The 25,966-nt window shown below is 74.3% G+C and carries 23 protein-coding genes, 5 pseudogenes and 1 riboswitch; of the genes and pseudogenes, 26 read left to right on the forward strand and 2 right to left on the reverse strand.

Going from position 1 to position 25,966, the window contains the following annotated elements:
- Positions 1-1,444: 1,444 nt before the first annotated feature.
- The 5 genes from mihF to metK all read left to right on the forward strand — a co-directional run bounded on the left by mihF (position 1,445) and on the right by metK (position 5,489).
- Positions 1,445-1,771: an integration host factor, actinobacterial type gene (mihF, locus tag BJF79_RS03120; RefSeq protein ID WP_075894896.1), complete on the forward strand. Its 327-nt coding sequence runs from the start codon at positions 1,445-1,447 to the stop codon at positions 1,769-1,771.
- A gap of 130 nt (positions 1,772-1,901) precedes the next feature.
- Positions 1,902-2,513 (forward strand): guanylate kinase, encoded by a 612-nt coding sequence (gene gmk / locus BJF79_RS03125; protein WP_410050035.1) that lies wholly within the window; start codon positions 1,902-1,904, stop codon positions 2,511-2,513.
- Positions 2,514-2,565: 52 nt separating this feature from the next.
- Positions 2,566-2,820 carry a DNA-directed RNA polymerase subunit omega gene (gene rpoZ / locus BJF79_RS03130; RefSeq protein WP_026405772.1) on the forward strand — a complete coding sequence of 85 codons (255 nt, stop codon included), beginning with the start codon at positions 2,566-2,568 and terminating at the stop codon, positions 2,818-2,820.
- 109 nt (positions 2,821-2,929) lie between these two features.
- Positions 2,930-4,162, forward strand: a complete 1,233-nt coding sequence (coaBC, locus tag BJF79_RS03135; RefSeq protein WP_262401455.1) for a bifunctional phosphopantothenoylcysteine decarboxylase/phosphopantothenate--cysteine ligase CoaBC — start codon at positions 2,930-2,932, stop codon at positions 4,160-4,162.
- A 121-nt stretch (positions 4,163-4,283) separates the two neighbouring features.
- Positions 4,284-5,489 (forward strand): methionine adenosyltransferase, encoded by a 1,206-nt coding sequence (gene metK / locus BJF79_RS03140; RefSeq protein ID WP_075894897.1) that lies wholly within the window; start codon positions 4,284-4,286, stop codon positions 5,487-5,489.
- 58 nt (positions 5,490-5,547) lie between these two features.
- On the opposite strand, the gene BJF79_RS03145 is transcribed toward metK, so the two are convergent.
- Positions 5,548-7,224, reverse strand: coding sequence for an MFS transporter (locus BJF79_RS03145; RefSeq protein WP_262401456.1), 1,677 nt, complete (start codon positions 7,222-7,224; stop codon positions 5,548-5,550).
- Positions 7,225-7,365: 141 nt separating this feature from the next.
- Between BJF79_RS03145 and BJF79_RS03150 the strand changes: the two genes are divergently transcribed.
- The 18 genes and pseudogenes from BJF79_RS03150 (at position 7,366) to BJF79_RS03235 (ending at position 22,812) form a co-directional block, all read left to right on the forward strand.
- Positions 7,366-9,576, forward strand: coding sequence for a primosomal protein N' (locus BJF79_RS03150; RefSeq protein WP_410050033.1), 2,211 nt, complete (start codon positions 7,366-7,368; stop codon positions 9,574-9,576).
- Positions 9,471-10,418, forward strand: coding sequence for a hypothetical protein (locus tag BJF79_RS03155; RefSeq protein ID WP_143219661.1), 948 nt, complete (start codon positions 9,471-9,473; stop codon positions 10,416-10,418). Before BJF79_RS03150 ends, BJF79_RS03155 begins: the two co-directional genes overlap by 106 nt.
- Positions 10,355-10,999 (forward strand): hypothetical protein, encoded by a 645-nt coding sequence (locus BJF79_RS03160; RefSeq protein ID WP_143219662.1) that lies wholly within the window; start codon positions 10,355-10,357, stop codon positions 10,997-10,999. Before BJF79_RS03155 ends, BJF79_RS03160 begins: the two co-directional genes overlap by 64 nt.
- The gene (locus tag BJF79_RS03165; RefSeq protein ID WP_075894900.1) at positions 10,957-11,253 is read left to right on the forward strand and encodes a hypothetical protein; all 297 of its coding nucleotides are present in this window, start codon (positions 10,957-10,959) and stop codon (positions 11,251-11,253) included. The genes BJF79_RS03160 and BJF79_RS03165 overlap by 43 nt, the downstream gene beginning before the upstream one ends.
- A 79-nt stretch (positions 11,254-11,332) precedes the next feature.
- Positions 11,333-11,878 carry a peptide deformylase gene (gene def, locus BJF79_RS03170; RefSeq protein ID WP_075894913.1) on the forward strand — a complete coding sequence of 182 codons (546 nt, stop codon included), beginning with the start codon at positions 11,333-11,335 and terminating at the stop codon, positions 11,876-11,878.
- A pseudogene (gene fmt, locus BJF79_RS03175) lies at positions 11,878-12,810 on the forward strand (methionyl-tRNA formyltransferase). The gene def and the pseudogene fmt overlap by 1 nt, the downstream one beginning before the upstream one ends.
- Positions 12,810-14,256, forward strand: a pseudogene (locus BJF79_RS03180) (RsmB/NOP family class I SAM-dependent RNA methyltransferase). The pseudogenes fmt and BJF79_RS03180 overlap by 1 nt, the downstream one beginning before the upstream one ends.
- A gap of 60 nt (positions 14,257-14,316) precedes the next feature.
- On the forward strand, positions 14,317-15,279 hold the full coding sequence (locus tag BJF79_RS03185; RefSeq protein WP_075894901.1) for a phosphatase PAP2 family protein: 963 nt from the start codon (positions 14,317-14,319) through the stop codon (positions 15,277-15,279).
- A 12-nt stretch (positions 15,280-15,291) separates the two neighbouring features.
- Complete coding sequence (gene rpe / locus BJF79_RS03190) at positions 15,292-15,969, forward strand: ribulose-phosphate 3-epimerase (protein WP_075894902.1); 678 nt, start codon at positions 15,292-15,294, stop codon at positions 15,967-15,969.
- Complete coding sequence (locus BJF79_RS03195) at positions 15,966-16,643, forward strand: HAD-IA family hydrolase (RefSeq protein WP_262401457.1); 678 nt, start codon at positions 15,966-15,968, stop codon at positions 16,641-16,643. Before rpe ends, BJF79_RS03195 begins: the two co-directional genes overlap by 4 nt.
- 427 nt (positions 16,644-17,070) lie before the next feature.
- Complete coding sequence (locus tag BJF79_RS03200; protein WP_075894903.1) at positions 17,071-17,457, forward strand: STAS domain-containing protein; 387 nt, start codon at positions 17,071-17,073, stop codon at positions 17,455-17,457.
- 135 nt (positions 17,458-17,592) lie between these two features.
- Positions 17,593-18,012 carry an SRPBCC domain-containing protein gene (locus tag BJF79_RS03205; RefSeq protein WP_075894904.1) on the forward strand — a complete coding sequence of 140 codons (420 nt, stop codon included), beginning with the start codon at positions 17,593-17,595 and terminating at the stop codon, positions 18,010-18,012.
- Positions 18,013-18,218: 206 nt separating this feature from the next.
- Positions 18,219-18,349: riboswitch (FMN riboswitch) on the forward strand.
- A gap of 70 nt (positions 18,350-18,419) precedes the next feature.
- A pseudogene (locus BJF79_RS03210) lies at positions 18,420-19,012 on the forward strand (riboflavin synthase).
- A complete protein-coding gene (gene pnuC, locus BJF79_RS03215) occupies positions 19,009-19,662 on the forward strand; it encodes a nicotinamide riboside transporter PnuC (RefSeq protein WP_075894905.1) in 654 nt (217 codons plus the stop codon). The pseudogene BJF79_RS03210 and the gene pnuC overlap by 4 nt, the downstream one beginning before the upstream one ends.
- Before the next feature lie 41 nt (positions 19,663-19,703).
- Positions 19,704-20,945, forward strand: a complete 1,242-nt coding sequence (locus tag BJF79_RS03220; protein WP_075894915.1) for a bifunctional 3,4-dihydroxy-2-butanone-4-phosphate synthase/GTP cyclohydrolase II — start codon at positions 19,704-19,706, stop codon at positions 20,943-20,945.
- Positions 20,942-21,452, forward strand: a pseudogene (gene ribH, locus BJF79_RS03225) (6,7-dimethyl-8-ribityllumazine synthase). Before BJF79_RS03220 ends, ribH begins: the two are co-directional and overlap by 4 nt.
- Positions 21,453-21,497: 45 nt before the next feature.
- Complete coding sequence (hisG, locus tag BJF79_RS03230) at positions 21,498-22,373, forward strand: ATP phosphoribosyltransferase (RefSeq protein ID WP_075894906.1); 876 nt, start codon at positions 21,498-21,500, stop codon at positions 22,371-22,373.
- Complete coding sequence (locus BJF79_RS03235; protein ID WP_075894907.1) at positions 22,366-22,812, forward strand: PH domain-containing protein; 447 nt, start codon at positions 22,366-22,368, stop codon at positions 22,810-22,812. The genes hisG and BJF79_RS03235 overlap by 8 nt, the downstream gene beginning before the upstream one ends.
- Before the next feature lie 4 nt (positions 22,813-22,816).
- On the opposite strand, the gene BJF79_RS03240 is transcribed toward BJF79_RS03235, so the two are convergent.
- Complete coding sequence (locus BJF79_RS03240) at positions 22,817-23,461, reverse strand: hypothetical protein (protein WP_075894908.1); 645 nt, start codon at positions 23,459-23,461, stop codon at positions 22,817-22,819.
- A gap of 143 nt (positions 23,462-23,604) precedes the next feature.
- Between BJF79_RS03240 and BJF79_RS03245 the strand changes: the two genes are divergently transcribed.
- The 3 genes and pseudogenes from BJF79_RS03245 to BJF79_RS03255 form a co-directional block, all read left to right on the forward strand.
- On the forward strand, positions 23,605-24,483 hold the full coding sequence (locus tag BJF79_RS03245) for an AAA family ATPase (RefSeq protein ID WP_410050034.1): 879 nt from the start codon (positions 23,605-23,607) through the stop codon (positions 24,481-24,483).
- A 1-nt stretch (position 24,484) separates the two neighbouring features.
- Positions 24,485-25,582, forward strand: coding sequence for a vWA domain-containing protein (locus tag BJF79_RS03250; protein WP_075894910.1), 1,098 nt, complete (start codon positions 24,485-24,487; stop codon positions 25,580-25,582).
- Positions 25,575-25,966 (forward strand): annotated as a pseudogene (locus tag BJF79_RS03255) (XdhC family protein); the annotation flags it as partial. The gene BJF79_RS03250 and the pseudogene BJF79_RS03255, both read left to right, overlap by 8 nt.

A 25,966-nucleotide genomic window follows, 5' to 3' on the forward strand; every position in this document is an offset into this window, starting at 1 on the left:
ACCCTCCGCCGAGGGGCCCGCCGCCCCCGCGCCCTGACCCGCCCCGGACGCGCCCCCTCCGGGGCCCGTCACGGCCGCGTCGAGGCTCCACCCGACCCCGTCCGGACTCCGGCCCCGATTCCGTCCGGGGCGGGTCGGCCTCGTCTGGGCTCGCCTGGACCGCGGCCCGGGGGTTTCCTGCGGGGCTCGCCGGTCTCGTATCGGCTCTGGCTCCCGTTTCGTCTAGGGCGCGTCGGGTCTCGTCCGGGCTCGGCCTCGGTCTCGTCTCTGCTTCGTCTAGGTCTCGTCTGGGCTCTGGCCACGGTCTCGTCCATGGCCCGCCCGGAAGTGGATCTTGGTCGGCTTCCCTGGCGGACGTCGTCGTGGTGCGGCGTTCGTCCTGACTCCGGGTGGGTCATGTTTCGCCATGGACGCGGCGACATGGGCGAGATGTCGCGTCTGCGGTGATCGGTGGCGAAGATACATGGATGTCCGGAGGGGACCCCCGGTGCGGCATACCGGCGCTGACGTGGGACGATGTCCGGCGGAGGTCATCCCGGAGGGGTTCGTGCTCCGTGCCATGGCGGTCGTCCCGGCGGCGGCGCGGCTCGTCCTGACTGGGGGCGGGTCACGATGCGGGTCATGCCTTCCGGGCGGCGCGCCGCATTATGGGGCGCGCGTGGTCCGTATGGCGAGATTTGCTTTGCGAGCCGGATTTAGCGGCGCGTGCAGTGGGCGCGCAGTAGGCGTGTCCTCGATCACCCAATGCGGTTTTAGCGGGCACGCGAATGCGGGCCCGGGACTTCCGCAATGCGATACGCGGTGAACGTCCGGGGCGTTCACGAACTGGTCTCGCCGGAGCGTTTCCAGCGCGACGGGACCGTTCTCGACCCGACGGACGAGCGCGGTCCCGGACGGACGCGAAGGCGCGCGCCCGGACGCGAGACAGACGCGAGCCGGGCACGAGACGGGGGGAGCGATGTCGGGCGGCGGGCCTCCGGTGCGGAAACGATCTTGGCGGGCGGGTGTTGTCGAGGATGGCAGTTGCGCGGCCGTCACGACGTGCGGAACGGTGCGGCGTGACGAGCGTCACTCGGTCGGGACGTCCTGTGGGGAGGTTCACACGGCGGGTTCCCCGGGGGTTCCGGACGTCCGCCGGACCGTTCCGACGGGGCGGCGCGGAGGGGCTCGCGGGGTCCGGAACGCCGTGCGGACCGGTACCTAGTGCCGCAAAGCGGGTCGGATTGGGGGGTTTTTCACGATCTTTCGAAAGTCCCAGCAAGGTGCAGGGGTCGACTTCCGGACCGTCCAAGTTGTGTACACTCTGTATTGAGGACACTCCGGGGAGTGATATTCGTGAATTTGTGGTGGGCTAAACGGCACTTCACGTTGCCTTATGGGGGAAGAACTCGCTAGTTTCCCAACCCGTCCGACTCCGTCGAGTGGAAACCTGAGGTGACCCGGCGTGGCTCTTCCGCCCCTAACCCCCGAACAGCGCGCCGCAGCCCTGGAGAAGGCTGCCAAGGCTCGCAAGGAGCGGGCCGAGGTTAAGAACAAGCTCAAGCACGGGGGAACCTCGCTCGCCGAGGTTCTCAAGGAGGGTCAGACCGACGACATCATCGGAAAGATGAAGGTGTCGGCCCTCCTGGAATCGCTGCCCGGTGTGGGCAAGGTTCGTGCGAAGCAGATCATGGAGCGCCTGGGCATCGCCGAGTCCCGCCGTGTGCGGGGCCTCGGCGCCAACCAGCGTGCCTCCCTGGAGCGTGAGTTCGGCGGAAGTGCGAACCGCTGACGCGCGACTCACGGACGGGCGCGGCGGTTCGACCGCCGCGGCCGGCTCCGGGCTCCCGGAGGACGGGGCGCCGGGCACCGGTTCGACCGGTGCCGGGCTCCCCGGCGGCGAGCCCGCGGACGCCGGCACCATCCCGCCCGACTCCGGCGCACCCATGACTGCGCCGGACGGCTCCCGAACGCACGGGCCGCTCGCCCGGCGGCTGACGGTCCTGTCCGGACCGTCGGGCGTCGGCAAGAGCACGGTCGTCGCCGAGATCCGGCGCTCACACCCCCGGGTGTGGCTGTCGGTCTCGGTGACCACCCGGGCCCCCCGCCCGGGCGAAACGCACGGCGTGCAGTACTTCTTCGTCGACGACGCCGGTTTCGACCGGCTCGTCGCCGAAGGGGAACTCCTCGAATGGGCGGAGTTCGCCGGCAACCGGTACGGCACCCCCCGCAAGCCCGTCGAGGAACGGCTCGCCCGCGGCGAGCCCGTCCTGCTGGAGATCGACCTGCAGGGCGCCAGGCAGGTGCGGCAGACCATGCCGCAGGCGCAACTGGTGTTCCTCGCGCCCCCCTCGTGGGACGAACTCGTCCGCCGCCTCACCGGCCGCGGCACCGAGCCCCCCGAGGTGATCGAACGGCGCCTGGACGCCGCGCGCGTCGAGCTCGCCGCCGAGAAGGAGTTCGACCTGACGCTCGTCAACACGTCCGTCCGGGACGTGTGCTCCGAGCTGGTAACCTTGATGGCTGTTCAATGACCGAAGTCCGCCCTCGGCGGACGCGGCCCGCACCCTAGTGGAAGGCCACGGAGTGGCAGCCAGCAGCGAAGGCATCACCAACCCGTCGATCGACGAGCTTCTCGAGGTCGTCGACACCAAGTACGGCCTCGTGAGCATCGCGGCCAAGCGCGCCCGGCAGATCAACGCCTACTACGCCCAGCTCGGCGAGGGCCTGCTGGAGTACGTCGGCCCGCTCGTCGAGACCCAGGTCCAGGAGAAGCCCCTGTCGATCGCGCTCCGCGAGACGCGCGAGGGCCTCCTCAACGCCGAGCCCATCGAGGGCTGAGACCAGCCGGGCCGCCCGCGACCGGAACCGGCGGACGCGGCCCGAACGGACCGGGGACCCGCGCCTGGGGGAGCGTGCGCCGGACCGGTGAGCCGGGAGAGTGATCGGCATGACGTCCGGTAAGCCCCGCGTCGTCCTCGGAGTCGGCGCGGGCATCGCTGCCTACAAGGTGTGCGAGCTGCTGCGGCGGCTCACCGAATCGGGCCACGACGTGCGCGTCGTCCCCACCGCGGACGCGCTGCGCTTCGTCGGCGAACCCACGTGGGCGGCGCTGTCGGGCCACCCCGTTTCCCCGCAGGTCTGGGACGGCGTCGCCGAAGTCCCGCACGTCCGGCTCGGGCAGACCGCCGACCTGGTGTTCGTCGCGCCCGCCACCGCCGACCTGCTCGCCCGCGCCGCGCACGGCCTGGCCGATGACCTGCTCACCAACACCCTGCTCACCGCCCGCTGCCCGGTGGTGTTCGCGCCCGCGATGCACACCGAGATGTGGGAGCACCCCGCCACCCGCGACAACGTCGCCACGCTGCGGTCCCGCGGCGCGATCGTCGTCGAGCCCGCCGCCGGTCGGCTCACCGGCGCCGACACCGGCCCCGGGCGACTGCCGACCCGGCCGAGCTGTTCGAGGTGGCCCGCCGCGTCCTCGCGCGCGGCGCCCCCGCGGACGGGCCCGACCCCAGCGGACGATCTCGCCGGACGGCACGTCGTCGTCTCGGCGGGCGGGACGCGCGAGGCGCTCGACCCCGTCCGGTTCCTCGGCAACCGCTCGTCCGGCCTGCAGGGGTACGCGCTCGCCCGCACCGCCGTCGCGCTCGGCGCCGGGCTCACGGTCGTCGCCGCCAACGTCGCCCTGCCCGACCCCGCGGGCGCCCGCGTCGTGCCCGTCGGGTCCGCGGAGGAGATGCGCGAAGCCGTCCTGAAGGCCGCGGGGGACGCCGACGCGGTCGTGATGGCCGCCGCCGTCGCCGACTTCCGGCCCGCCGCCTACCGGGGCTCGAAGATCAAGAAGACGCCGGACGGCGAGCCGGAGCCGATCGAGCTCGTCAAGAACCCCGACATCCTCGCCGAGCTCGGCGAGCGCCGCCGTCCCGACCAGGTGATCGTCGGGTTCGCGGCGGAGACCGACGACGTCCTCGCCAACGGCCGGGCGAAGCTCGCCCGCAAGCGCAGCGATCTGCTCGTCGTCAACCAGGTCGGCGAGAACCTCGCGTTCGGGACGCCCGACAACGCCGCGGTCGTGCTCGGCGCGGACGGCTCCCGCACCGACGTCCCGCGCGGTGCGAAGGAGGCGCTGGCCGACACCGTCTGGGACCTGGTGGCCGCCCGCCTGAAACCGCGGGGTTGATCGCGCCCGCTAGACTGCCCGATTGAACCCTCAGGGTCGCCCGGGCGGGGCGACCCCCGCCGACCCGAGTACCATTCGTTCTGCGACGTCAGTCAGCAGCCGCTGCAAGGAGTTCACGTACGTGTCTCGCCGCCTGTTCACCTCCGAGTCCGTCACCGAAGGACACCCGGACAAGATCGCGGACCAGATCAGTGACGCGATCCTCGACTCGATGCTCAAGGACGACCCGAAGAGCCGGGTCGCCGTCGAGACAATGATCACGACCGGTCAGGTGCACGTGGCCGGAGAGGTCACCACCGACACCTACGTTGACATCCCGGCGCTGATCCGGGAGAAGATCCTCGACATCGGCTACGACTCGTCCAAGAAGGGCTTCGACGGCCACTCCTGCGGCGTGTCGGTGTCCATCGGCGCGCAGTCGCCCGACATCGCCCAGGGCGTCGACGACGCCTACGAGACCCGCGACGACGCCGACCGCGACAAGCGCGGCGACGACCTCGACAAGCAGGGCGCCGGCGACCAGGGCCTCATGTTCGGCTACGCCACCAACGAGACCCCCGAGCTGATGCCGCTGCCGATCACGCTGGCGCACCGGCTCGCGCAGCGGCTGTCGGCCGTCCGCAAGGAGGGCACCGTGCCCTACCTGCGCCCCGACGGCAAGACCCAGGTCACCATCGAGTACGACGGCGACCGCGGCGTCCGCCTCGACACCGTCGTGGTGTCGTCCCAGCACGCCCCCGACATCGACCTGCGGGAGCTGCTGACCCCGGACATCAAGGAGCACGTCGTCGACCCGGTGCTGGCCGCCTTCGAGCTCGAGAACGAGGGCTACCGGCTGCTGGTCAACCCGACCGGCCGCTTCGAGATCGGCGGCCCGATGGGCGACGCCGGCCTCACCGGCCGCAAGATCATCGTCGACACCTACGGCGGCATGGCCCGGCACGGCGGCGGCGCGTTCTCCGGCAAGGACCCGTCCAAGGTCGACCGTTCCGCCGCGTACGCGATGCGCTGGGTCGCCAAGAACATCGTCGCCGCCGGCCTCGCCGACCGCGCCGAGGTCCAGGTCGCCTACGCGATCGGCAAGGCCCACCCGGTCGGCGTGTTCGTCGAGACCTTCGGCACCGAGAAGATCGACCCGGAGAAGATCGAGAAGGCCGTCCACGAGGTCTTCGACCTCCGCCCGGGCGCCATCGTCCGCGACCTCGACCTGCTCCGCCCGATCTACTCCCAGACGGCCGCCTACGGTCACTTCGGCCGTTCCGAGCCCGACTTCTCCTGGGAGTCCACCGACCGCGCGAAGGCCCTGGCCTCCGCCGCCGGGCTCTAGGCTTCCGCCCGCAACCGGGCCCCGGGCGCGTCGCGCGCCCGGGGCCTTCGGCGCGCGGTCACGCCGGGCAGTGCGTCCCGTGGCCCAGGGCGCCGTAACGCGCCGCCAGGGTGTAGCGGCCCGCCGACGGGACGCGCAGCCGCACGAACTCGCCCTCGCGCCGCAGGCAGCCCGCCCCCGGGCCGGAGACGTCCAGCCACGGCGACCACGCGACCCGCACCAGCACCGACCCCGCGGACGGCATGTCGACGACGAGCTCGCCCGCGGTCAGCCGCGTCACCGTGCCCGGCGCGTCCACGAGCGGGGTGGCGTGCCGCACCCGGAACAGGCGCCAGTGGTCGTCGCGCCACACCTCCGCCAGGTACGCCGGTTCCGACCGGACGAGCGCCGCCTCGTCCTCGGCCGCCCAGTCGACCTCCTGCGCGGGCAGCACGACCCACTTCACCGCCCACTCGTCCAGCCAGGCGCGGTACGACTCGGCGGTGAGCGCCCCGTCCTCGTAGAACAGCCCGTGGCGTTCCGCGTCGACCTGCCGGTTCCAGCCGCGCGCCAGGACGAAACCGCGGGCCAGCCCCGACGACTCCCAGTGCGACCGCAGCGGCACGACCTCGATGCGGCTCTCGTCCGCGTCCAGGGCCTCCAGTTCGGCCACGAGGCCGCGCGCGTGGTCGGCTGCGCGGCCGGCGGGCTCGGTGTGGACGAGGTCGTCGACGGGCTTCACGACCTGCCAGGCGGCCGTCACGACGAACGCCAGCGACAGCGCCGTCAGCTTCGCCCGGCCCCGCACGCACCCGATGGCGACGAGCAGGAACATCCCGCCGAACAGCAGCGACAGCCGTTCGACGTTGCTGCCCACCGGCGACGGGATGAGCCACGTCAGCAGGATCCCGGCGAGGTACACACCGGCGGCGATCCGGACGAACCACCAGGTCGCGGGCGCGCAGAACAGGATCGCGAGGACGCTCGCGACCGTCGGGAGCACGATCGCGTCGAACGAGATCGGCTGCACCCCGTTGAACGGGAACAGCACGCTCGTCGTCCCGGAGACGAGCGGGAGCCCCGCCCCGACCGCGACCGCGACGCGGAACCGCCGGGTCAGCACGAGGGCGCCCGCCAGCACCAGCAGGAACAGCCCGGCGACCGGGCTGGCCAGGGACGCGGCCAGGCCGCATGCGACCATCCCGGCGCCGCGCAGCGCGGGCGTGCCGCGCCGGGTGAACACCAGGACCGTCGCGCCGAGCGCGAACGTCAGCCCCAGCCCGAACGTCGTGCGTCCGGACGCGCTGTTGCAGGCCAGCGCGAACGCCGCCCACACCGCCGCGGGCAGCGCCACCGGCGCGCGGAACCGCACCAGCAGGTGCGCGGTCAGCACCGCCGACAGGACGCCCGTCACGGTCGCGACCGTCCGGATCCCGAACAGCGCCATCACGTACGGGGAGACGACGCTGTAGGACGCCGGGTGCATCCCGCCGTACCAGGAGAAGCTGTAGGCGGCGCCGGGATGTTCGGCGGCGAAGTCCGTCCAGGCGGCCTGCGCGGCGAGGTCGCCGCCCTCGGTCGCCAGGAACAGCGCCCACACCAGGTGCAGGACGGCCGCCGTCAGCGCCGCCGCGGTGACCGGACGCCGCGGGTCGGCCCAGCGCCGCCACGACGGCGGCGCGGGCGCGGCGGGACGCCCCGGCGGTGCCTCCTCGAACCGGACGCTCAGCGGCCCGGGCGCTCGCGTGACGCTCACGGCGCCTGCCGGGACACGATGAACCGATGTGGCGTGGGAGGCATCCGCCAATGATTCCGCGAACCGTCACCAGGTACAAAACGGGCCCCGCCCGACCGCGCGGGGCGGGGTGCGGTCGTAGGCGTCTGGTAGGACGGGGACGTGACGAAGGCGGGCGGGGGAGACGGCGGGGGAGCGGAGCTCATCCCCGGGCTCGGTGATCTCCCGCGGGTCCCGGCGAAGGCCGGGGAGGCGAAGAAGGCGGCGAAGAAGCCGCCCAAGAAGGGGGCCAAGGTCCCCGCCGCGGAGCTGCCCGTCGCGCGGGTCGCCGTCGACATCCCGCTGCCGCACCTCGACCGGCCGTTCGACTACCTGGTGCCCGCCAAGCTGGACGCCGAGGCGGTCGCGGGGTGCCGGGTGCGGGTCCGGTTCCGGGGGCAGCTCGTGGACGGCCTGCTGCTGGAGCGCGTCGCCGAGAGCGACCACGAGGGCGCGCTGATGTTCGTGGAGCGGGTCACCTCGCCCGAACCGGTGCTGACCCCGCAGATCGCCGCGCTGGCCAGGGAGGTCGCCGACCGGTACGCCGGGACGTTCGCGGACGTCGTGCGGCTCGCCGTCCCGCCGCGGCACGCGCGCGTCGAGGCGGAGGAGGCCCCGGAGCCGCCGCCCCCGATCGAGGAGGACGCGGGGCCGGGGCCGTGGGCCGAGTACCCGGCGGGGGCGTCGTTCCTGACCGCGCTGGCCGAAGGGCGGGCGCGCTCGCGGTGTGGACGGCGTGCCCGGCCCCCGCTGGACGGACGCGATCGCGCGCGGGCCGTCGCGACGGCGCTGCGCGCGCGCGGCGCGCTGGTGGTGCTGGCCGACGGCCGGGACGTGGCGCGGGTGGACGCCGCGCTGACCGCGGAGCTGGGGGAGGGACGGCACGTCGCGCTGACCGCCGAGCCGGGGCCCGCGGAGCGGTACCGCAGGTGGCTGGCGGTCCTGCGCGGGACGGCACGCGCTGTCGTCGGGACGCGCGCGGCGATGTTCGCGCCCGTCGCCGACCTGGGGCTGGTCGTGCTGTGGGACGACGGCGACGACGTGCACGCCGAGCAGCACGCGCCCTACCCGCATCCGCGCGAGGTGCTGGCGCTGCGGGCGCACCGGTCGGCCGCGGCGGCGCTGATCGGCGGGTTCACCCGGACGACGGAGGCGACCCGGCTGGTCGAGACCGGCTGGGCGCACGCGCTCGCCCCGGACCGGGCGCGGATCCGGCAGGTGATGCCGCGCGTCCGGTTCATCGGCGAGGACGCGGAGCTGGCCCGCGACGCCGCCGCCCGCACGGCGCGGCTGCCGAACATGGCGTTCCAGGCGGCGCGCCGCGCACTGGCGGACGGTCCGGTCCTGGTGCAGGTCCCGAGGCGGGGCTACGTGCCGGGGCTGGCGTGCGGCCCGAGGACGCCCGCGCGGTGCGCGGCGTGCCAGGGCCCGCTGGCGCTGCCGTCGTCGCACGCCGCGCCGTTCTGCCGCTGGTGCGGCCGCATCGCGGGCGACTGGCGGTGCGGTGAGTGCCGGTTCTTCCAGGTCCGCGCGGTGGTGGTGGGCGCCAAGCGGACGGCCGAGGAGCTGGGCCGCGCGTTCCCCGGCGTGGCGGTGCGCACGTCGGGACGGGACGCGATCCTCGACGGGATCGGGACGGAACGGGCGCTCGTGGTGGCGACGCCGGGGGCCGAGCCGGCCGCCGGGGACGGCTACACGGCCGCGCTGCTGCTGGACGGGTGGGTGCTGCTGGGCCGCCCGGACCTGCGGGCCGCCGAGGAGGCGCTGCGCCGGTGGATGAACGCGGCGGCGCTCGTCCGTCCGGGCGGGCCGGTGGTGGTGGCGGCGGAGGGGTCGCTGCCGCCGGTGCAGGCGCTCGTCCGGTGGGATCCGGTCACGTTCGCCGAGCGGGAGTTGGCCGAGCGGCGCGAGGCGGGGTTCCCGCCGGCGGTGCGGATGGCGTCGCTGACCGGCACGCCCGCCGCGATCCGGCGACCTGCTGGGCGACGGCGCGCCTCCCGGACGGCGCGGAGGTGCTGGGGCCCGTGCCCGTCCCGCAGGCGCCCGGCGCGCAGCGGAGCGACGGCCCGGAGCGGGAGCGGGCGCTCGTCGCGTCCCCCCCCGAGAGGGGGCCGCGCTCGCGCGCGCGCTGAAGGAGGCCCGGGGTGTTCGCAGTGCGCGGAAGGCCGCGGAGGCCGTACGCGTCGAGATCGACCCCCTGGAGCTGATCTGACCAATAGGGTGCTCTGGTGGCCGATAACTGGGTGGAGCCGACCGAACGCGATTTGCGGCGGTGGGCGGACGAGCGTGGTGAGAAGCTCGACGGGCAGGGGACGCGGATCCTGCTGGAGCTGATGCGGGACGAGCTGGACCTGCAGGGCCCCGGGGAGCTGACCCCCGAGAAGCTCCGCACCCTCATGCTGGAGGTGTTCCCCGAGCTGGTCGCCGCGTGGTCCGACGACGTCCCCACCGTCCTGACGGCGCTGCGCGGCATCGTCGCGTACCTGCGCGACTCCGGGACGGTCACCGCACCGGACGCGGCCGCGCTGGAGACCGAGATCGACCGGATCGCGCCCGAGTTCGCCGAGATCGTCGGCGACTTCGACGACGACGAGCAGCGGGCCGCCGCGGAGGTCGTCGCCGGGCTGATGCAGTCCGACGGCGTCGCCGTGGACGACCCGGAGGCCGTAGAGAAGTGGGTGCGCGAGTTCGAGAACCTCCCGGAGGCGGAGCGGTTCGCCCGCACCGAGGAGTACCTGCGCGAGGTCGAGGAGCGCGTCGTCCCGCCCGTCCGGATCGCGGCGGAGGCCGAGCTGGCCGCGGCGGCGCGCGCGTCCCGGCTCACCGCGGCCGTCGTCGCGCTGGCCGAGTGGACGGGCGAACGCGACCTCACCGAGCACGAGACCCTCGCCGACGCCGACGCGGCGCCCCCCGCCGCGTCCTCGGCCTGCCGGAGCCGGACGGGGAGGACGGCGGCGGCGACGCCCTGGAGCGGCTCTGGTGGGCGGCGGCGGCCGCCGAGGCGATCGAGGTCGAGGGCGGCCGCGCCGCGCCCGGCCCGGCGCTGGCCGGGCTGCGGTCCGGGGACGACGCCGAGCTGCTCGGCGCGTGGCTGCCGCTGTTCGACGCCGTCGTGGTGCCCGAGCACGACTACGAGGACGGCCTCGACGCGGACGAGCTGGTGCAGAACGCGCTGACCGGCGTCCTGATCCACCTGTACGAGCAGGAGGAGCCGATCCCGCTGGCCACGCTCCTCGCCGCGATGATCGACCACATCGGCGAGCAGTACGTGTTCGAGGAGGAGGGCGCGGCGGTGTCGCAGGTCCTCGGCGACGCGTTCGTCCGGGAGCTGGGCGTCCTGCAGGAGTGGGGGATCGTCGAGCCCGCCGGGGAGGACGGCCGCGCGCTGACGCCGCTCGCGGTCTGGGCGGTCCGGGAACTGCTGGTCGCCGACGGGTTCCTGGCGCCGGTCGTCGGCGATCTGGCGGACGCGACGGCGGCCGAACTGGTCGCGGGCCTGGTGTGGCACCGCACCGACACCGCCGACGAGGAGATCGACGGCTGGCTGGCCCGCCGGGACGCCGCCGCGGCCGCCGCGGAGCTCCTCGACGTCATCCGGACGGGCGGGCCGGGCGCCCGCAACCTCGCGCGTCGGTCCTGCAGAGCATCGGCGCGGAGGCCGCGCCCGTCGTCCGCGCGGCGGGCGACCATCCGCTCGCCGCCCCGTACGCGGCGATGTGGCTGGTGTCGGCGGGCGACCCGGCGGGCCGGGAGCTGACCCGCGACGAGTACCTGTGGGTGTTCGTCGACACGGTCGCCGGGATGATGGAGGCCACCGACGCCGCCGAGGCGGTCGTCGAGGCGCTCGGCGACGTCCCCGCCGACGACGACATGGCCGCGATGATGGACGAGCTGTGGCGCATCGAGCACCCCGACCTGGTCGAGGTGCTGGAGGCGCTCGGCGACCACCATCCCGACCGGGCCGTCGCCAAGTCCGCCCGCACCGCCGCCTACAAGGCGCGATCCGCCTGACGGCTCCGTAAACTGGACGGTACGTCCCACGCGACGCGCCGTGATCGAGCGTCCGTCACCGCAGGAAACGGAGTCCTCCTTGCCCGTCAAGCCCATCCGCCTCTTCGGCGATCCCGTGCTGCGCACCCCCGCCGAGCCGGTGAAGGACTTCGACAAGGAGCTGCGCAAGCTCGTCAAGGACCTCACCGACACGATGATCGACGCCCCCGGCGTGGGGCTGGCCGCGCCGCAGCTCGGCGTCGGCCTGCGCGTGTTCACCTACTACGTGGACGACCGCCTCGGCCACGTCGTCAACCCCACCCTGGACCTGACGGACGAGCAGGAGACCGACGACGAGGGCTGCCTGTCGCTGCCCGGTCTGGCGTTCCCGACGCCGCGCGCCGTCGGGGTCGTCGCCAAGGGCTTCAACATGCACGGCGAGCCGATCACGCTGGAGGGCACGCACCTGCTGGCGCGCTGCGTCCAGCACGAGACCGACCACCTGGACGGCGTGATCTTCATCGACCGGATGGACGCCGACCAGCGCAAGGCCGCGATGAAGGCGATCCGGGAGGCCGAGTGGTTCGGCGACCCGGCGCCGGTCGTGAAGGAGTCGCCGCACCGCACCCTCGGGAAGGCGATCTGATGAAGCTCGTCTTCGCGGGCACGCCGGCCACGGCGCTGCCGTCGCTGGACGCGCTGCTGGGGTCCGGCCACGAGGTCGCCGCCGTCGTCGCCGCCCGGACGGGCGCACGGGCCGGGGCCGCCGCGTCGCCGCGAGCCCGGTGGCCGAGCGCGCCGCCGCGGCCGGGATCGAGGTGCTCAAGCCGGCGAAGGCCCGCGACCCCGAGTTCCTCGACCGGCTCCGGGAGATCGCGCCCGACTGCTGCCCGGTCGTCGCCTACGGGGCGCTGCTGCCCCGCGAGGCGCTCGGCATCCCCCGGCACGGCTGGGTGAACCTGCACTTCTCGCTGCTGCCCGCGTGGCGCGGCGCGGCGCCCGTCCAGCGCGCCATCCTGCACGGCGACGACGTGACGGGCGCGGCCACGTTCGAGATCGAGGAGGGGCTCGACACCGGCCCCGTCTACGGGGTGCTGACCGAGCCGATCCGGCCGGACGACACCTCCGGCGACCTGCTCGGACGGCTCGCGGAGGCGGGCGCGGGCCTGCTGCTGGAGACGATGAACGGCATCGAGGCGGGGGCGCTGGAGGCGCGCCCGCAGCCGGCCGAGGGCGTCTCGCACGCCGCGAAGCTGAACCCCGAGGACGCCCGCGTCGACTGGACGGCCCCGGCCCGGCACGTCGACCGGCTCGTCCGCGCCTGCACGCCCGCGCCGGGCCCGTGGACGGAGTTCCGCGGCGCGCGGCTGAAGCTCGGGCCCGTCCGTCCGGTGCCCGCCGACGCGGACGCGCGCGCTGCCGCCGGGGCGGCTGCGGGCGGGCAAGAAGGAAGTACTGGTCGGGACGGCCACGCACCCGGTCGTCCTCGGCGACGTCCAGCCGCCCGGCAAGCGGCCCATGCGGGCCGCCGACTGGGCCCGCGGCGCCGCCATCACCGATGAGGACGCGCTGCACTGATGCCGCACACCCGCAGACACGGCGGAAACCGGGGCAACCAGGGCAACCGGGGCAAGGGGAACGGCGGCGCCGGGCGGCGCCCGGCCGGCCCGCGCCGCACCGGACGCCCGCAGGACCTCGTCCGCCGCACCGCCTTCGACGTCATCCGCGCCGTCGAGACCCGCGACGCCTACGCCAACCTGCTGCTGCCCGCCCGGCTCCGCGACCGCGACCTCGGCGGCCGCGACGCCGCGCTCGCCACCGAGCTGACCTACGGGACGCCTGCGCGGCGCGGGCACCTACGACGCCGTCCTCGCCCTGTGCAGCGACCGCGAGCTGCGCCGCATCGACGCCCCGCTGCTGGACGTGCTGCGGCTCGGCGCCCACCAGATCCTCGCCACCCGCATCCCGCCGCACGCCGCGGTCGGCACCACCGTGGAGCTGGCCCGCGCGGTCACCGGGCCCGGCCAGGCCAAGTTCGCCAACGCCGTGCTGCGCAAGGTCGCGGGCCGCGACCTCGACGCCTGGCTCGCGATCGTCGCGCCGCCGGACGCCGACCCGGTCACCCGCCTGTCGATCGCGCACAGCCACCCGAAGTGGATCGTGTCGGCGCTGCGCGACGCCGTCGGCAGCGCCGAGATCGACGACCTGCTCGCCGCCGACAACGCCCGCCCCCGGGTGACGCTCGTCGCCCGGCCGGGCCGCGCCACCGCTCGCCGAGCTGACCGGCGCGGGCGCCGAACCGGCCCCGTACTCGCCGTACGCCGCCGTCCTGCCCGACGGCGACCCGTCCGCCGTCGCCGCCGTCCGGGAGGGCCGCGCCGCCGTCCAGGACGAGGCCAGCCAGCTCGTCGCCCTCGCGCTCGCCGAGCGCCCGTGGACGGGCGCGACGCGCTGTGGGCCGACGTGTGCGCGGGGCCCGGCGGCAAGGCGGGCCTGCTGTCGGCCGTCGGCACCGGACGGGACGCGCGGCTCGTCGCCGCCGACCTCCAGCCGCACCGGGCGGGGCTCGTGCTCGGCGCCGTCGACGGGCGGGCCGGGGTGCTCGCCGCCGACGGCACCGCACCGCCGTGGCGTCCCGGCACCTTCGACCGGGTCATGGTGGACGCGCCCTGCACCGGCCTCGGCGCGCTGCGGCGCCGCCCGGAGGCCCGCTGGCGGCGCGGCCCGGAGGCGGTCGCCGAACTCGGCCCGCTGCAGCGGCGGCTGCTCGCGGCCGCGCTCGACGCGACCCGTCCCGGCGGCGTGGTGGCCTACGTCACGTGCTCGCCGCACCTCGCCGAGACCCGCGTCGTGGTCGACGACGTCGTCCGGTCGCACGGCGGCGCGGAACGGCTCGACGCACCGTCCGTCCTGACCGGGCTCGCGCCCGGCCTCGGCGGCCTGGGCGACGGCCCGTACGCGCAGTTCTGGCCGCACCGCCACGGCACGGACGCGATGTTCCTGGCACTCTTGCGGCGCACCTGACGTTCACCTTGACGAGGGCCCGGGTTCGGAGTCGGGTCCTCCGGCGAGGAGGGGAGGTCCGTGCTCACCGGCTTCATGCACGCGGTTTCCGCGGTGGGGAGTGCGGCCTTCTACGTTCCGCTGCTGGTGGTTTTGTACTGGTGTGTCGCACCTCGTCTCGGTGCGCGCGCCGCGGCCCTGCTGCTGCTCAGCGCGACGCTGAACACGCTGCTCAAGCTCGTCTTCCACGACCCCCGGCCCTTCTGGACGGACCCGGCGGTCGAGGGCCTCGCGGCCCACTCGTCGTTCGGGATGCCGTCCGGCCACGCGCAGAACGGGATCGTCGCGTGGGGGTTCCTGGCGTCGCAGGCCCGGCGGCCGCTGCCGCGGGCGGGCGCCGCCGTGCTGATCGTCGTGATCGGCGTGTCCCGCGTCTACCTGGGCGCCCACTCGGTGTGGCAGGTCCTGGCGGGCTGGGCGATCGGCGGGGCCCTCCTGCTGCTCGCGCTCACCGCCGGGCCCGCCGTCGCCGCGTGGTGGACGCGGCGGCGCGCGGCCGTCCAGGCGCTGCTGTCGCTCGGGGCGCCGCTGCTGCTGATGGCCGCCGCCTGGGGCGCGTTCCAGCCGATCGAGGACTTCCGGTACCCGCTGCGCTGGCGGCGGGCCATCCTCCAGGCCGGAGGCGACATCGAGCCGATGAGCCTCGCCCAGCCGGCGATGCTCACGGGCGCCCTGTTCGGGGTCCTCGCCGGTCTGTCGATCATGGCCCGGCGCGGGCTGCCCGGCCCCGCCGGGACGGTCCCGCGCGGCCTCGCCCGGCTCGGCGTCGGGATCGCGGGCGCCCTGCCGCTGCTCGCGCTCAACCTGCCGTTCGACGGCCCGCACCCGGTCCAGGCGTTCGCCGTCCAGGCGCTCGTCGCGCTGTGGACGGTGGCCGGGGCGCCCGTCGCGTTCGCCCGCCTGGGCCTGGCGGCGCCGTCCCGGCCGGAAACCACCCCCGCCGTCACCCGGCCGGGTGACGGACCGCCCGGCCGCCCCCAATAGACTCGTCGCATCATGGCTCCGCAGATCTCACCCAGCATCCTGTCCGCAGACTTCGCCCGGCTGGCCGAGGACGTCGAGCGCATCGCCGACTCCGCCGACTGGGTGCACGTGGACGTCATGGACAACCACTTCGTCCCGAACCTCACCCTCGGGCTCCCGGTCGTCCGGTCGCTGCTGAAGAGCAGCCGCCTCCCGCTCGACTGCCACCTCATGATCGAGGACCCGGACCGCTGGGCCCCCGAGTACGCCGAGGCGGGCGCGGGCAGCGTCACCATCCACGCCGAGGCGGCCAAGGCTCCCATCCGCACCCTGCGCGCCATCCGCGCCGCCGGGGCGCGCGCGGGCCTCGGAGTGAACCCGGCCACGCCCGTCGACGGCTTCGAGGACCTCCTCGGCGAGATCGACATGCTCCTGCTGATGACCGTCGAGCCCGGCTTCGGCGGCCAGAAGTTCCTCGACGTCGTGCTGCCGAAGGTCCGCCGCGCCCGCGAGCTGATCAAGGGCCGCGACCTGCCCGTCTGGCTGCAGGTCGACGGCGGCGTGAGCGCCGAGACGATCGAGCGCTGCGCCGAGGCGGGCGCGGACGTGTTCGTCGCGGGCAACGCCGTCTACGGCGCCGACGACCCGGCCGAGGCCGTCCGGCGGCTGCGCGGCCGGGCCGAGGAGGCCACCGCCAAGGCGGACTGGTGACGGACGGCCCGCCGACGGACGGGCCGGCGGGCGCGGTGCGCCTGCCGTGCGCCGCCGTCCTGTTCGACGTGGACGGCACGCTCATCGACTCCACGCCCCTCGTCGAGCACGCGGCCCGCCTGTGGGCGCCCGAGTACGGCATCGACCCCGACGAGTTCCTCACCGGCTCCCACGGGCGCCGCACGAGCGACCGCGTCGCCGACTTCCTGCCCGCGGACCGCGTCGCCGCGGCCACGGCCCGGCTGGACGAGCTGGAGGCCGCCGGGACCGACGGCATCACCGCCCTCCCCGGCGTCCGCGACCTCCTGGCGGGCATGAACGGCCTGCCCTGGGCGCTCGTCACCTCCATGGACCGCGCGCAGCTCGCCGCCCGCTCCGCCGCCGCGCGGATCCCGCTGCCGGACGTGGTGGTCACCGCCGAGGACGTCCGGCACGGCAAGCCCGACCCGTCCGGTTATCTGCGGGCCGCCGCGCGGCTCGGCGCGGACCCGTCCGCCTGCGTCGTCGTCGAGGACGCCCCGGCCGGGGTGGCCGCCGGGCGCGCCGCGGGCGCCACCGTCCTCGCCGTCACCACCAGCCACCCGCCCGAGGCGCTGGGTGAGGCTCACCACATCATCGAGGATCTCACCGCGCTGGTCCCCGCCCCGGACGCCGTGACGCTCGCCTTCGCCTGAGCGGACCTCGCCTGGGGGGGCGTCCGTCGCGGCGAAGCGACGGCGATGGAGTCCACCGCCGCCGCTCCCCCCGCATCGACGCCGGGTCGCCCGGACGAAGGCCGGGCGAGGTGCGGCGGATCCACGTCCGGTCCCGCCGTCCCGCCGGTCTCCCACCGGGTTCGCCGACCGCGCAGACAACAACTAGCGTGAAAGTTGCCGTAGGGCAACAGAATCGCCCAGGGAGTGCCGCCGCTGCCCGCCCCGGAGCGTCCCCACGCGCGCCCCGGAATCCGGACGGTTTCGCGGTACGGGCCGGAACCGGCGGGCATCCCATCGTCATGAGGCTGCGTTCGTCATGAGGCCGCGTACCGCGGGAGCGATTCCCGCTGGCGCCTCCGCCGGGCCCGGGGCCCCGGCCGTCCCGGGCGGACGAGGAGGGAGAACCGTGAGCAGTGCGCTGGACGTGACCACGACCGAGCGGCACGGGACGATCGCCGTGCTCGCCGTCGTGGGAGAACTCGACCTGAACAACGGCCCGCTGCTGGCCGACGCCGCCCTGGAGGCCGCGGGACAGGGCCGCCCGAACGTGATCCTGGAGATGTCCCAGGTCCCGTTCTGCGACTCCAGCGGCCTGAACGCGCTGATCCGGCTCTACCGGCGGCTGCGCGCCGAGCACGGGTCGCTGACGCTGGCGGCGGTGCCCGCCCGGCTCACCCGGCTGCTGAGCATGACCGGCATCGACCGGCTCATGCCCGCCCACGCCGACGTCCCCGAGGCCCTGGAGGCCGTGCGGGACGCGACGGGGCGCGAATCCGACGCGAGCGCCCGCTGACCCGCGCGTTCGTCCCGTTCTCCGATCGGCCGCCCGGATTTTAGTCACGAGTCTTGACTATCAAGGACCGTGACTATAAATTGGAGGCAGTCGGACGGAAAGCCCCGGAAACGGGGCGAACGAAGGAGAACCGAGATGACCGAGAGCACCGGCTTCCCGTACACCCTCACCCGCGAGCTGAACGTCGCCGTCGGCGAGCTCTGGAGCGCCTGGACCGACGCCGAGCGCTACGGCCGGTGGGCGAGCGCCGAGGAGGTCTCCATGGACGTCCGTCCCGGCGGCCGGTGGAGCTCGGTCATGGTGATCCCCGGCGGCGCGCGGATCCCGACCAGCGGGACCTACGTCGAGGTCGAGACGCACAAGCGGCTCGTCATGGGCATGGACGTCCCCGGCCGGGACGAGCCCGTCCTGATGACGCTGGAGTTCGACGGCGACGACGGCCGCGCCCGCGTCACGCTCTCCCAGGTCTTCGAGAACGCCCAGGAGCGCGACCAGGCCGAGCAGGGCAGCGGGATGCTCCTGGACGGCCTGGAGGCCCACCTGACCGGCGCCTGAGACGCGCCCGAGACGCGCCCGACACCCCGCCGGACGCCCGCCGGACGCCCCGCGCCGCCGGCCGCCGGGCAGAGCCCGATCGCACCCCATCGCATCGCCACGGCCCGACCGGTCCGCCCGTCCGCTGGGCGGGACCGGCGCGGCCGTGGCGATTTTCACATGGGCCGGGGAATGCCCGGCATGGCACACTGGTTGACAAGCATCAAACGCGTGCTCCGGGGTCGGTGCAATTCCGAACCGGCGGTGACAGTCCGCGACCCGGCCGAAACCATCGGCCGGTTGACCCGGTGGAACTCCGGGACCGACGGTGAAAGTCCGGATGGGAGGCAGCGCGCGGTACGTCCCTGTCCAGGGGCGTAGTGGGCTTTTGCCGTACCCCCGGAGCCTTTGGAGTAGGAGGCCCGGGAGTGTTCACCGGCATCGTCGAGGAGCTCGGCGAGATCGCTTCGATCGACCCCCAGGGGGACTCGGTCGCCCTCGCGATCCGCGGTCCGCTCGTCACCCAGGACGCCGTCCACGGCGCGTCGATCGCGGTCAACGGCGTGTGCCTCACGGTCGTCGACGTCCGCGACGGGGTCTTCACCGCGGACGTCATCAAGGAAACCCTCGCCAAATCGAGCCTCGGCGCGCTCGAACCGGGCTCGAAGGTGAACCTGGAACGTCCCGTCCGGCTGTCCGACCGGCTCGGCGGCCACCTCGTCCAGGGCCACGTGGACGGCGTCGGCGCGATCGTCTCCCGGGAGCCGGGGGAGCGGTGGGACGTCGTCACGGTGTCGCTGCCGGCCGAACTGAGCCGCTACCTGGTCGACAAGGGCTCGATCACCATCGACGGCATCAGCCTCACCGTCGTCGAGGCGGGCGCGACCGGTTCAGCGTCGCGCTCATCCCCACCACCCTCGCGCTCACCACGCTCGGCCGCAAGCAGCCCGGCGACCCGGTGAACCTGGAGGTCGACGTCGTCGCCAAGTACGTCGAGCGCATGCTGGGCGACCGGGCATGAGCTGGCTCGACGCGAGCTTCACCGTCTTCGGTGAGCACGTCCTGTGGACCGATCTCATCGGCAACGCGCTCTCGCTCGCGGTCGTGTGGCTCGCCATGCGCAAGACGATCTGGACGTGGCCGGTGCAGCTCACCGGCGCCCTCCTGCTCCTCGCGGCGTCCCTGCACGCCGACGTCCCCGGCAACGCCCTCAAGCAGGTGCTGTTCTGCGGCCTCGCCCTGTACGGGTGGCACCGCTGGACGCGGGGGCGGAGCGACGGCGAAGGGCTGGTCGTCCGGCAGGGCACCGCGCGCGAGCGGATCGTGCTGGTCGCGGTGCTGCTCGTCGGCACCGCGGTCGTCGCCCAGCTGTTCGCCCACCTGCCCTGGCTGGAGATCGCCTGGTCGCCGTGGGCGAACGCGTACATCTTCGTCGGCAGCGCCGTCGCGACGTTCGCGCAGAGCCGCGCCCTCGTCGACTTCTGGGTCGTGTGGGTGCTGGTCGACCTCGTCGGCGTCCCGCTGGCCCTGCAGTCCGGGCTGTACGTCTCCGGCGCCGTCTACGGGATCTTCTTCGTGATGGTGATGGCCGGGCTCCGCAACTGGCTCCGCGAGTCCCGGGAGGCCCGGGGCCCGCGCACGACCCCCAAGGACAAGGCGGTGACCGCATGAGCGGCAACGACACGAACGACGACGGCAGGAACGGGAACGGTATGAACGGCGACGACGCGATCGACAACGGGAACGGGATCTTCGACGACGTCGCGGCGGCGCTCGCCGACATCGCGGCGGGCCGGCCCGTCGTGGTCGTCGACGACGAGGACCGCGAGAACGAGGGCGACATCATCTTCGCCGCCGCCAAGGCGACGCCGGAGCTGCTGACCTTCACGATCCGCCACACCAGCGGCGTCATCTGCGTCCCGATGGAGGGCGCCGACCTCGACCGGCTGCAGATCCCGCTGATGACCGCGCAGAACACCGAGCGGATGCGCACCGCCTACACCGTCAGCGTGGACGCGCGCCTCGGCGTCAGCACCGGCATCTCCGCCGCCGACCGGGCCCGGACGATCCGGACGCTGTGCGACTCGGCGTCGGAGCCGCGCGACCTCGTCCGGCCGGGCCACATCTTCCCGCTGCGCTACCGCGAGGGCGGCGTGCTGCGCCGCCGCGGCCACACCGAGGCCGCCGTCGACCTCGCCCGGATGGCGGGCCTGCACCCGTCGGGCGTCCTCGCCGAGGTCGTCAACGACGACGGCACCATGGCGCGCCTGCCCGAGCTGCAGGTGTTCGCCAAGGAGCACAACCTCAAGCTGATCTCCATCGAGCAGCTCGTCGAGTACCGCCGCCGCACCGAACCCCTCGTCACCCGCGCCGTCGAGACGCGCCTGCCGAACCGGTACGGGACGTGGCGCGCCGTCGGGTTCGCGAGCGAGGTCGACGGCGGCGAGCACGTCGCGCTCGTCCTCGGCGACCTCGGCGACGGCGCCGACGTGCTGGTCCGCGCGCACTCCGAATGCCTCACCGGGGACGTCCTGCACTCCGAGCGGTGCGACTGCGGCACCCAGCTCGACGCCGCGATGGAGCGCATCGCGCAGGAGGGCCGCGGCGTCGTCCTGTACCTGCGCGGCCACGAGGGGCGCGGCATCGGCCTGCTGGCCAAGCTGCGCGCCTACGCGCTGCAGGACGCCGGCGCCGACACCGTCGACGCCAACCTGGAACTCGGCCTGCCCGCCGACGCCCGCGAGTACTCCAACGCCGCGCACATGCTGCGCGACCTGGGCGTACGCTCGATACGGGTGCTCACCAACAACCCGGCCAAGCTGCAGGGCCTGCACGGGTTCGGCATCGACGTGCTCGGCCGCGAAGCCATGCCGGTGGTCGTCACCGAGGACAACCGGCGCTACCTGACGGTCAAGCGGGACCGTCTCGGACACCGGATCGAGGGACTGTCATGAGCGGAGCGGGACGCCCCGAGGACACCGCCGTCGACGCGTCCGGGCTCACGCTCGGCGTCGCCTGCACCCGCTGGCACGAGCCGATCACCGAGCCGATGCTGGAGCGCGCCCTCGCGGCCGCGAAGGCGTGCGGGATCGACGACACCGTGGTCGTCCGCGTCGCCGGAGCCCTGGAACTGCCCGTCGTGGCGCAGCAGCTCGCCCGACCTCGACGCCGTCGTCGTCCTCGGCGCGGTCATCCGCGGCGACACGGCCCATTTCGACTACGTCTGCGACTCGGTGACCGCCGGTGTGACGCGCGTCGCGCTCGACGAGTCGACTCCGGTGGGCAACGGGGTCCTCACATGTGACACCATTGAGCAGGCGATCCAGCGCAGCGGGCTGCCCGGCAGCCGCGAGGACAAGGGATGGGAGGCGACTGTGGCCGCACTCGACACGGCACTGACCCTGCGAGGTCTGCGGCATCACGGTCACGCCGGGTTCGGCCTGGAGCATTCGGGCTCCTGAACGTCCCCGGTCACCCGTAACTCATCCCACCGAAAGGCCGTTTCCGTGCTGTCACTCGTCCTGCCCAAGGGGTCCCTCGAAAAGGCGACCATGCAGCTGTTCGACGCCGCCGACCTCACCGTCCGGCGCACCTCGGACCGCGACTACCGCGCCTCCATCGACGACCCGCGCATCGACCGCGTCCGCGTCCTGCGCCCCCAGGAGATCCCGACCTACCTCGAACAGGGCCTGTTCGACCTCGGCATCACCGGCCGCGACTGGATCACCGAGACCGACTCCGACGTCGTGAGCCTCGGCGAGCTGAAGTACTCCAAGGCGACCTCGAACCCGGTCCGCGTGATCATGGCGGTGCCCGAGGACGCGCCGTGGCAGAGCGTCTCCGACCTGCCCGAGGGCGTCCGGATCTCCACCGAGTTCCCGGCGATGACCGAGCGGTTCCTCGAACAGCACGGAGTGAAGGCGCGCGTCGTCCCGTCCTACGGCGCCACCGAGGCGAAGGTGCCCGACATCGTCGACGCGATCGTCGACCTCACCGAGACCGGCTCGTCGCTGCGCAAGAACGGGCTGCGGATCCTCGACACCCTCCTCACCAGCTACACCGAGCTGGTCGCCAACCGCGAGGCCTACGAGAACCCCGAGAAGCGCGCCGCCATGGAGGACGTCTCGCTCCTCCTGCAGGGCGCGATCCGCGCGCGCGGCAACGTCCTGCTCAAGCTGAACGTCGCCCAGGCCGACCTGGCGAAGGTCCTCGACATCATGCCGTCGATGTCGTCGCCGACCGTGACGTCCCTCGCGGGCGGCGAGTCCAACGCGGTCGAGTCGGTCGTCGCCAAGCGCGGCGTCAACACCCTCATCCCGGCCCTGAAGGCCGCGGGCGCCCACGACATCCTCGAGATCCCCATCTCCAAGATCGTTGACTGAGACCCCGGCCCTCCCGGTCGAGTGGCGTCCCCGCACCACCCGGCTCGTCGCCTACGCCACGGCGGGCGCGATCATCCTCGCGATGATCGTGCTCGCCGTGTTCGTGGCGCCCCAGTTCACGATCGTCGACCGCGTCCTCATGGTGCTGTTCGGCCTCGGGGTCGCGTGGATCCTGCACATGCTCGCCCGCTGCCGCGTCGCCGCCGACGAGTCCGGCCTCACGATCGTCAACGCCTTCCGCACCCGCCGGCTCGAATGGCCCGAGGTCGTCGACGTCACCATGACCGTCGGCGACCCCTGGCCGCGTCTCGACCTGTCCGACGGCACCGCCCTCGGCGTCATGGGCATCAACGGCGCCGAGAAGAAGCTCGCCGCCCGCCAGGTCACCGAACTCGCCGCCCTCCTCAAGACCCGCGCCGAAGCCCCCGACCCCGACTGACCCGCTACAGGGCCGTGACCAGGGTGAAGGCGCCGGCGAGGAGCAGGGCCGCGGCCCAGAGGCGGTCGAGGTCCCACCAGGTGCGCCCGAGGATCGCCGGGCCCACGAGTTCGTAGACGAGCACGGCGATGATCCCCGCCACGGCGAACATCGCGACGGTGTGCACGGCCGTCACGAAGATCCCCGCCGACAGGGCGCTGCCGGACGCGTCCGCGAGGCCGTGGTCGTGGTGCCCGGCGGCGACGGGCGTCGCCGCGGGGGTGAGGAGCGGGACGAGCATCAGGCCCGCGCCGTGCGCGGACGACATCACGAACGACCAGCCCGCGAGCTGCCACAGGCCCACCGGCGCGGGGACGCGGTGCGGCGCGCGCCGTCCGGCGAGCAGCCACAGCCCGAAGACCACCAGCAGGACGCCGCCGCCCAGGGCCAGGGAGCGGGCCGGGACGAACGCGCCGACCAGCGCGACGGCGACCGCGACGACGGCGATGGACGCCGCGTGCCCCGCGGCGATCGCCGGTAACGCCTGCACCACGAGCGAGCGGCTGCGTTCCTGCAGGCCGCGCGTCACCGCGAACAGCCAGCCCATCGCCGGGTTGAGCCCGTGGAACGCGCCGAGCACCACGAGCGCGGCGAGCGAACCGTCGCGCATGCCCCGTCCCTCTCCGTGCGCCGACCGTCGCGCTCAGCGTCCGCCGCGCAACGGGAGATGTCCAGCGGCGCGAGGGTGACAGTCGGGAAACCGCCCTCCCGGTATGGGCGAACCGTGATCTCGGCGGATAGCCTGGTGCCGTGGTGGCGGATACGGTCGGCGGGGCGGTCGCCTCGCCCGCGGAGCTCGCCGGCCTGCTGGACCGGCACGACTACCTCTGCGGCGACGGGCTGGCGACGGCGTGCTTCCTCGCGCTGCGCATGGGACGGCCGCTGTTCCTGGAGGGCGAGGCCGGGGTCGGCAAGACCGAACTGGCCAAGACGCTCGCGCGGGTGCTGCGGGCGCCGCTGATCCGGTTGCAGTGCTACGAGGGGCTCGACGCGTCGCAGGCCCTCTACGACTGGGACTTCCCGCGCCAGATCCTGCACCTGCGCGCCGCCGAGGCCGCCGGGACGGCCGACGCCGCGAGCCTCGAAGGCGAACTCTACGACCGCCGGTTCCTGCTCGCCCGTCCGCTGCTGCGTGCGCTGGAGACGTCCCCGAGCGTCCTGCTCGTCGACGAACTCGACCGCGCCGACGACGAGTTCGAGGCGTTCCTGCTGGAGATCCTCAGCGACTTCACGATCACGGTGCCCGAACTCGGGACGATCCGCGCGGAGCGCCCGCCCGTCGTGATCGTCACGTCCAACCGCACCCGCGAGGTGCACGACGCGCTGAAGCGGCGCTGCCTCTACCACTGGCTGGAGCACCCGTCGTTCGAGCGGGAGGTCGCGATCATCCGGCGGCGGCTGCCGGACGCGACCGCGCACCTGGCGGGGCAGGTCGCGGACGCGGCGCGGCGGCTGCGGGGCGGCGGGCTGCTCAAGCCGCCCGGCGTCGCCGAGACCCTCGACTGGACCGAGGCGCTGCTCGCCCTCGGCGCCCGCGAACTCGACCCGGACACGGCCGCGGCGACGCTCGGCGCCGTCCTGAAGTACCGCGAGGACCAGGAGCGCGGCGGCGCGCTCCTCGGCGCGGGCTGACATGGACGTCACCGGGACGATCGCCGGGTTCGCCCGCACGCTGCGCGCGGCGGGCGGCGCCGCCGATCCCGAACGGCTGCAGGCGATGATCGCGGCGCTGCGCCACCTCGACGTCCTCGACCCGTCCGACGTGTACTGGGCGGGGCGCCTCACGCTGTGCGCGGGCCCGGACGACCTGCCCTGCTACGACCGGGCGTTCGCCGCGTACTTCTCCGGCGAGACGGCCCGCCCGCCGCGCCGGCCGCCGGTCGTCGTGCACCCGACCCCGGTGCTCGAACCGGACGGCGACGGCGACGGGTCCGGCGACGCGCGCGCGGTCGCCGCGAGCCCCGCCGAGGCGCTGCGGGAACGCGACGTGTCGCGGCTCGGCGCCGCCGAACGCGCCGAGGTCGCCCTGGCTCGTCGCGCTGCTGGACGCGGGCGCCGAACCCCGCCGCTCGCGCCGGTTCGCGCCCGCGCCCGCCGGTCGCCTCGACCCGGCCCGGACCGTCCGGAGACGCTGCGGCGCGGCCGGCGAGACGGCCCTGCCGCGGCACCGCGCGCACCGCCCGCGCGCGTCGTGCTGATCGTCGACGTCAGCGGCTCGATGGCCCCGTACGCCGACGCGCTCCTGCGGTTCGCGCACGCCGCCGTCCGCTCCGGCGGCCGGACGGCCGAGGCGTTCACCGCCGGAACGCGGCTGACCCGCGTCACCCGGGAACTGGGCCGCCGCGACCCGGACGCCGCGATCGCGGCGGCGTCCGCGGCGATCCCCGACTGGAGCGGCGGCACCCGCCTCGGCGAGGAACTGCGCGAGTTCCTCGACCGCTTCGGACGCCCCGGCATGGCCCGCGGCGCGATCGTCGTCGTCGCGTCCGACGGCTGGGAGCGCGGCGACGCGGGCCTGCTCGGCGAGCAGATGTCCCGCCTGCACCGGCTCGCGCACCGGGTGATCTGGGCGAACCCGCACAAGGCGCGCCCCGGTTACGAGCCGCTGACCGCCGGGATGGCGGCGGCGCTCCCGCACGTCGACGACTTCACCTCCGGCCACAGCCTCGCCGCCCTGGAACGCCTCGCCCGCCTCATCGCGGGAACCGGAAGGACGACCGCCCATGCGTGATGTGCTCGCGGACATCGGCGGCTGGTACGCCGCCGGGGAGACGTTCGGGCTGGCGACGGTGGTGCGGACGTTCCGGAGCGCGCCGCGTCCGCCGGGGGCCGCGATGGCGGTGTCGGCGGGCGGGGAGGCGGCCGGGAGCGTGTCCGGCGGGTGCGTCGAGGGCGCGGTGTACGAGGTGGCGCGGGAGGTGCTGGCGTCCGGCGAGCCGGTGGTGCGGCGGTACGGGGTCAGCGACGACGACGCGTTCGCGGTCGGGCTGACGTGCGGCGGGATCCTCGACGTGCTGGTGGAGCCCGTCGGGCCGGAGACGTTCCCGGAGTTCGGCGACGTGGCGGCGGCCGTCGGGAAGGGGGCAGCCGGTCGCGGTCGCGACGGTCGTCGGGG

Origin of the sequence: Actinomadura sp. CNU-125 (assembly GCF_001942465.1) — a bacterium.
Lineage (GTDB): Bacteria > Actinomycetota > Actinomycetes > Streptosporangiales > Streptosporangiaceae > Spirillospora.

Excerpts from the sequence above, each read along its gene's own strand:
- coaBC (WP_262401455.1), top strand. The coding sequence starts at position 2,930 with ATGACGTCCGGTAAGCCCCGCGTCGTCCTCGGAGTCGGCGCGGGCATC.
- BJF79_RS03165 (WP_075894900.1), top strand. The coding sequence starts at position 10,957 with ATGTGGCTGGTGTCGGCGGGCGACCCGGCGGGCCGGGAGCTGACCCGC.
- BJF79_RS03205 (WP_075894904.1), top strand. The coding sequence starts at position 17,593 with ATGACCGAGAGCACCGGCTTCCCGTACACCCTCACCCGCGAGCTGAAC.
- BJF79_RS03220 (WP_075894915.1), top strand. The coding sequence starts at position 19,704 with ATGAACGGCGACGACGCGATCGACAACGGGAACGGGATCTTCGACGAC.
- pnuC (WP_075894905.1), top strand. The coding sequence starts at position 19,009 with ATGAGCTGGCTCGACGCGAGCTTCACCGTCTTCGGTGAGCACGTCCTG.
- BJF79_RS03240 (WP_075894908.1), bottom strand. The coding sequence starts at position 23,461 with ATGCGCGACGGTTCGCTCGCCGCGCTCGTGGTGCTCGGCGCGTTCCAC.
- BJF79_RS03250 (WP_075894910.1), top strand. The coding sequence starts at position 24,485 with ATGGACGTCACCGGGACGATCGCCGGGTTCGCCCGCACGCTGCGCGCG.
- rpe (WP_075894902.1), top strand. The coding sequence starts at position 15,292 with ATGGCTCCGCAGATCTCACCCAGCATCCTGTCCGCAGACTTCGCCCGG.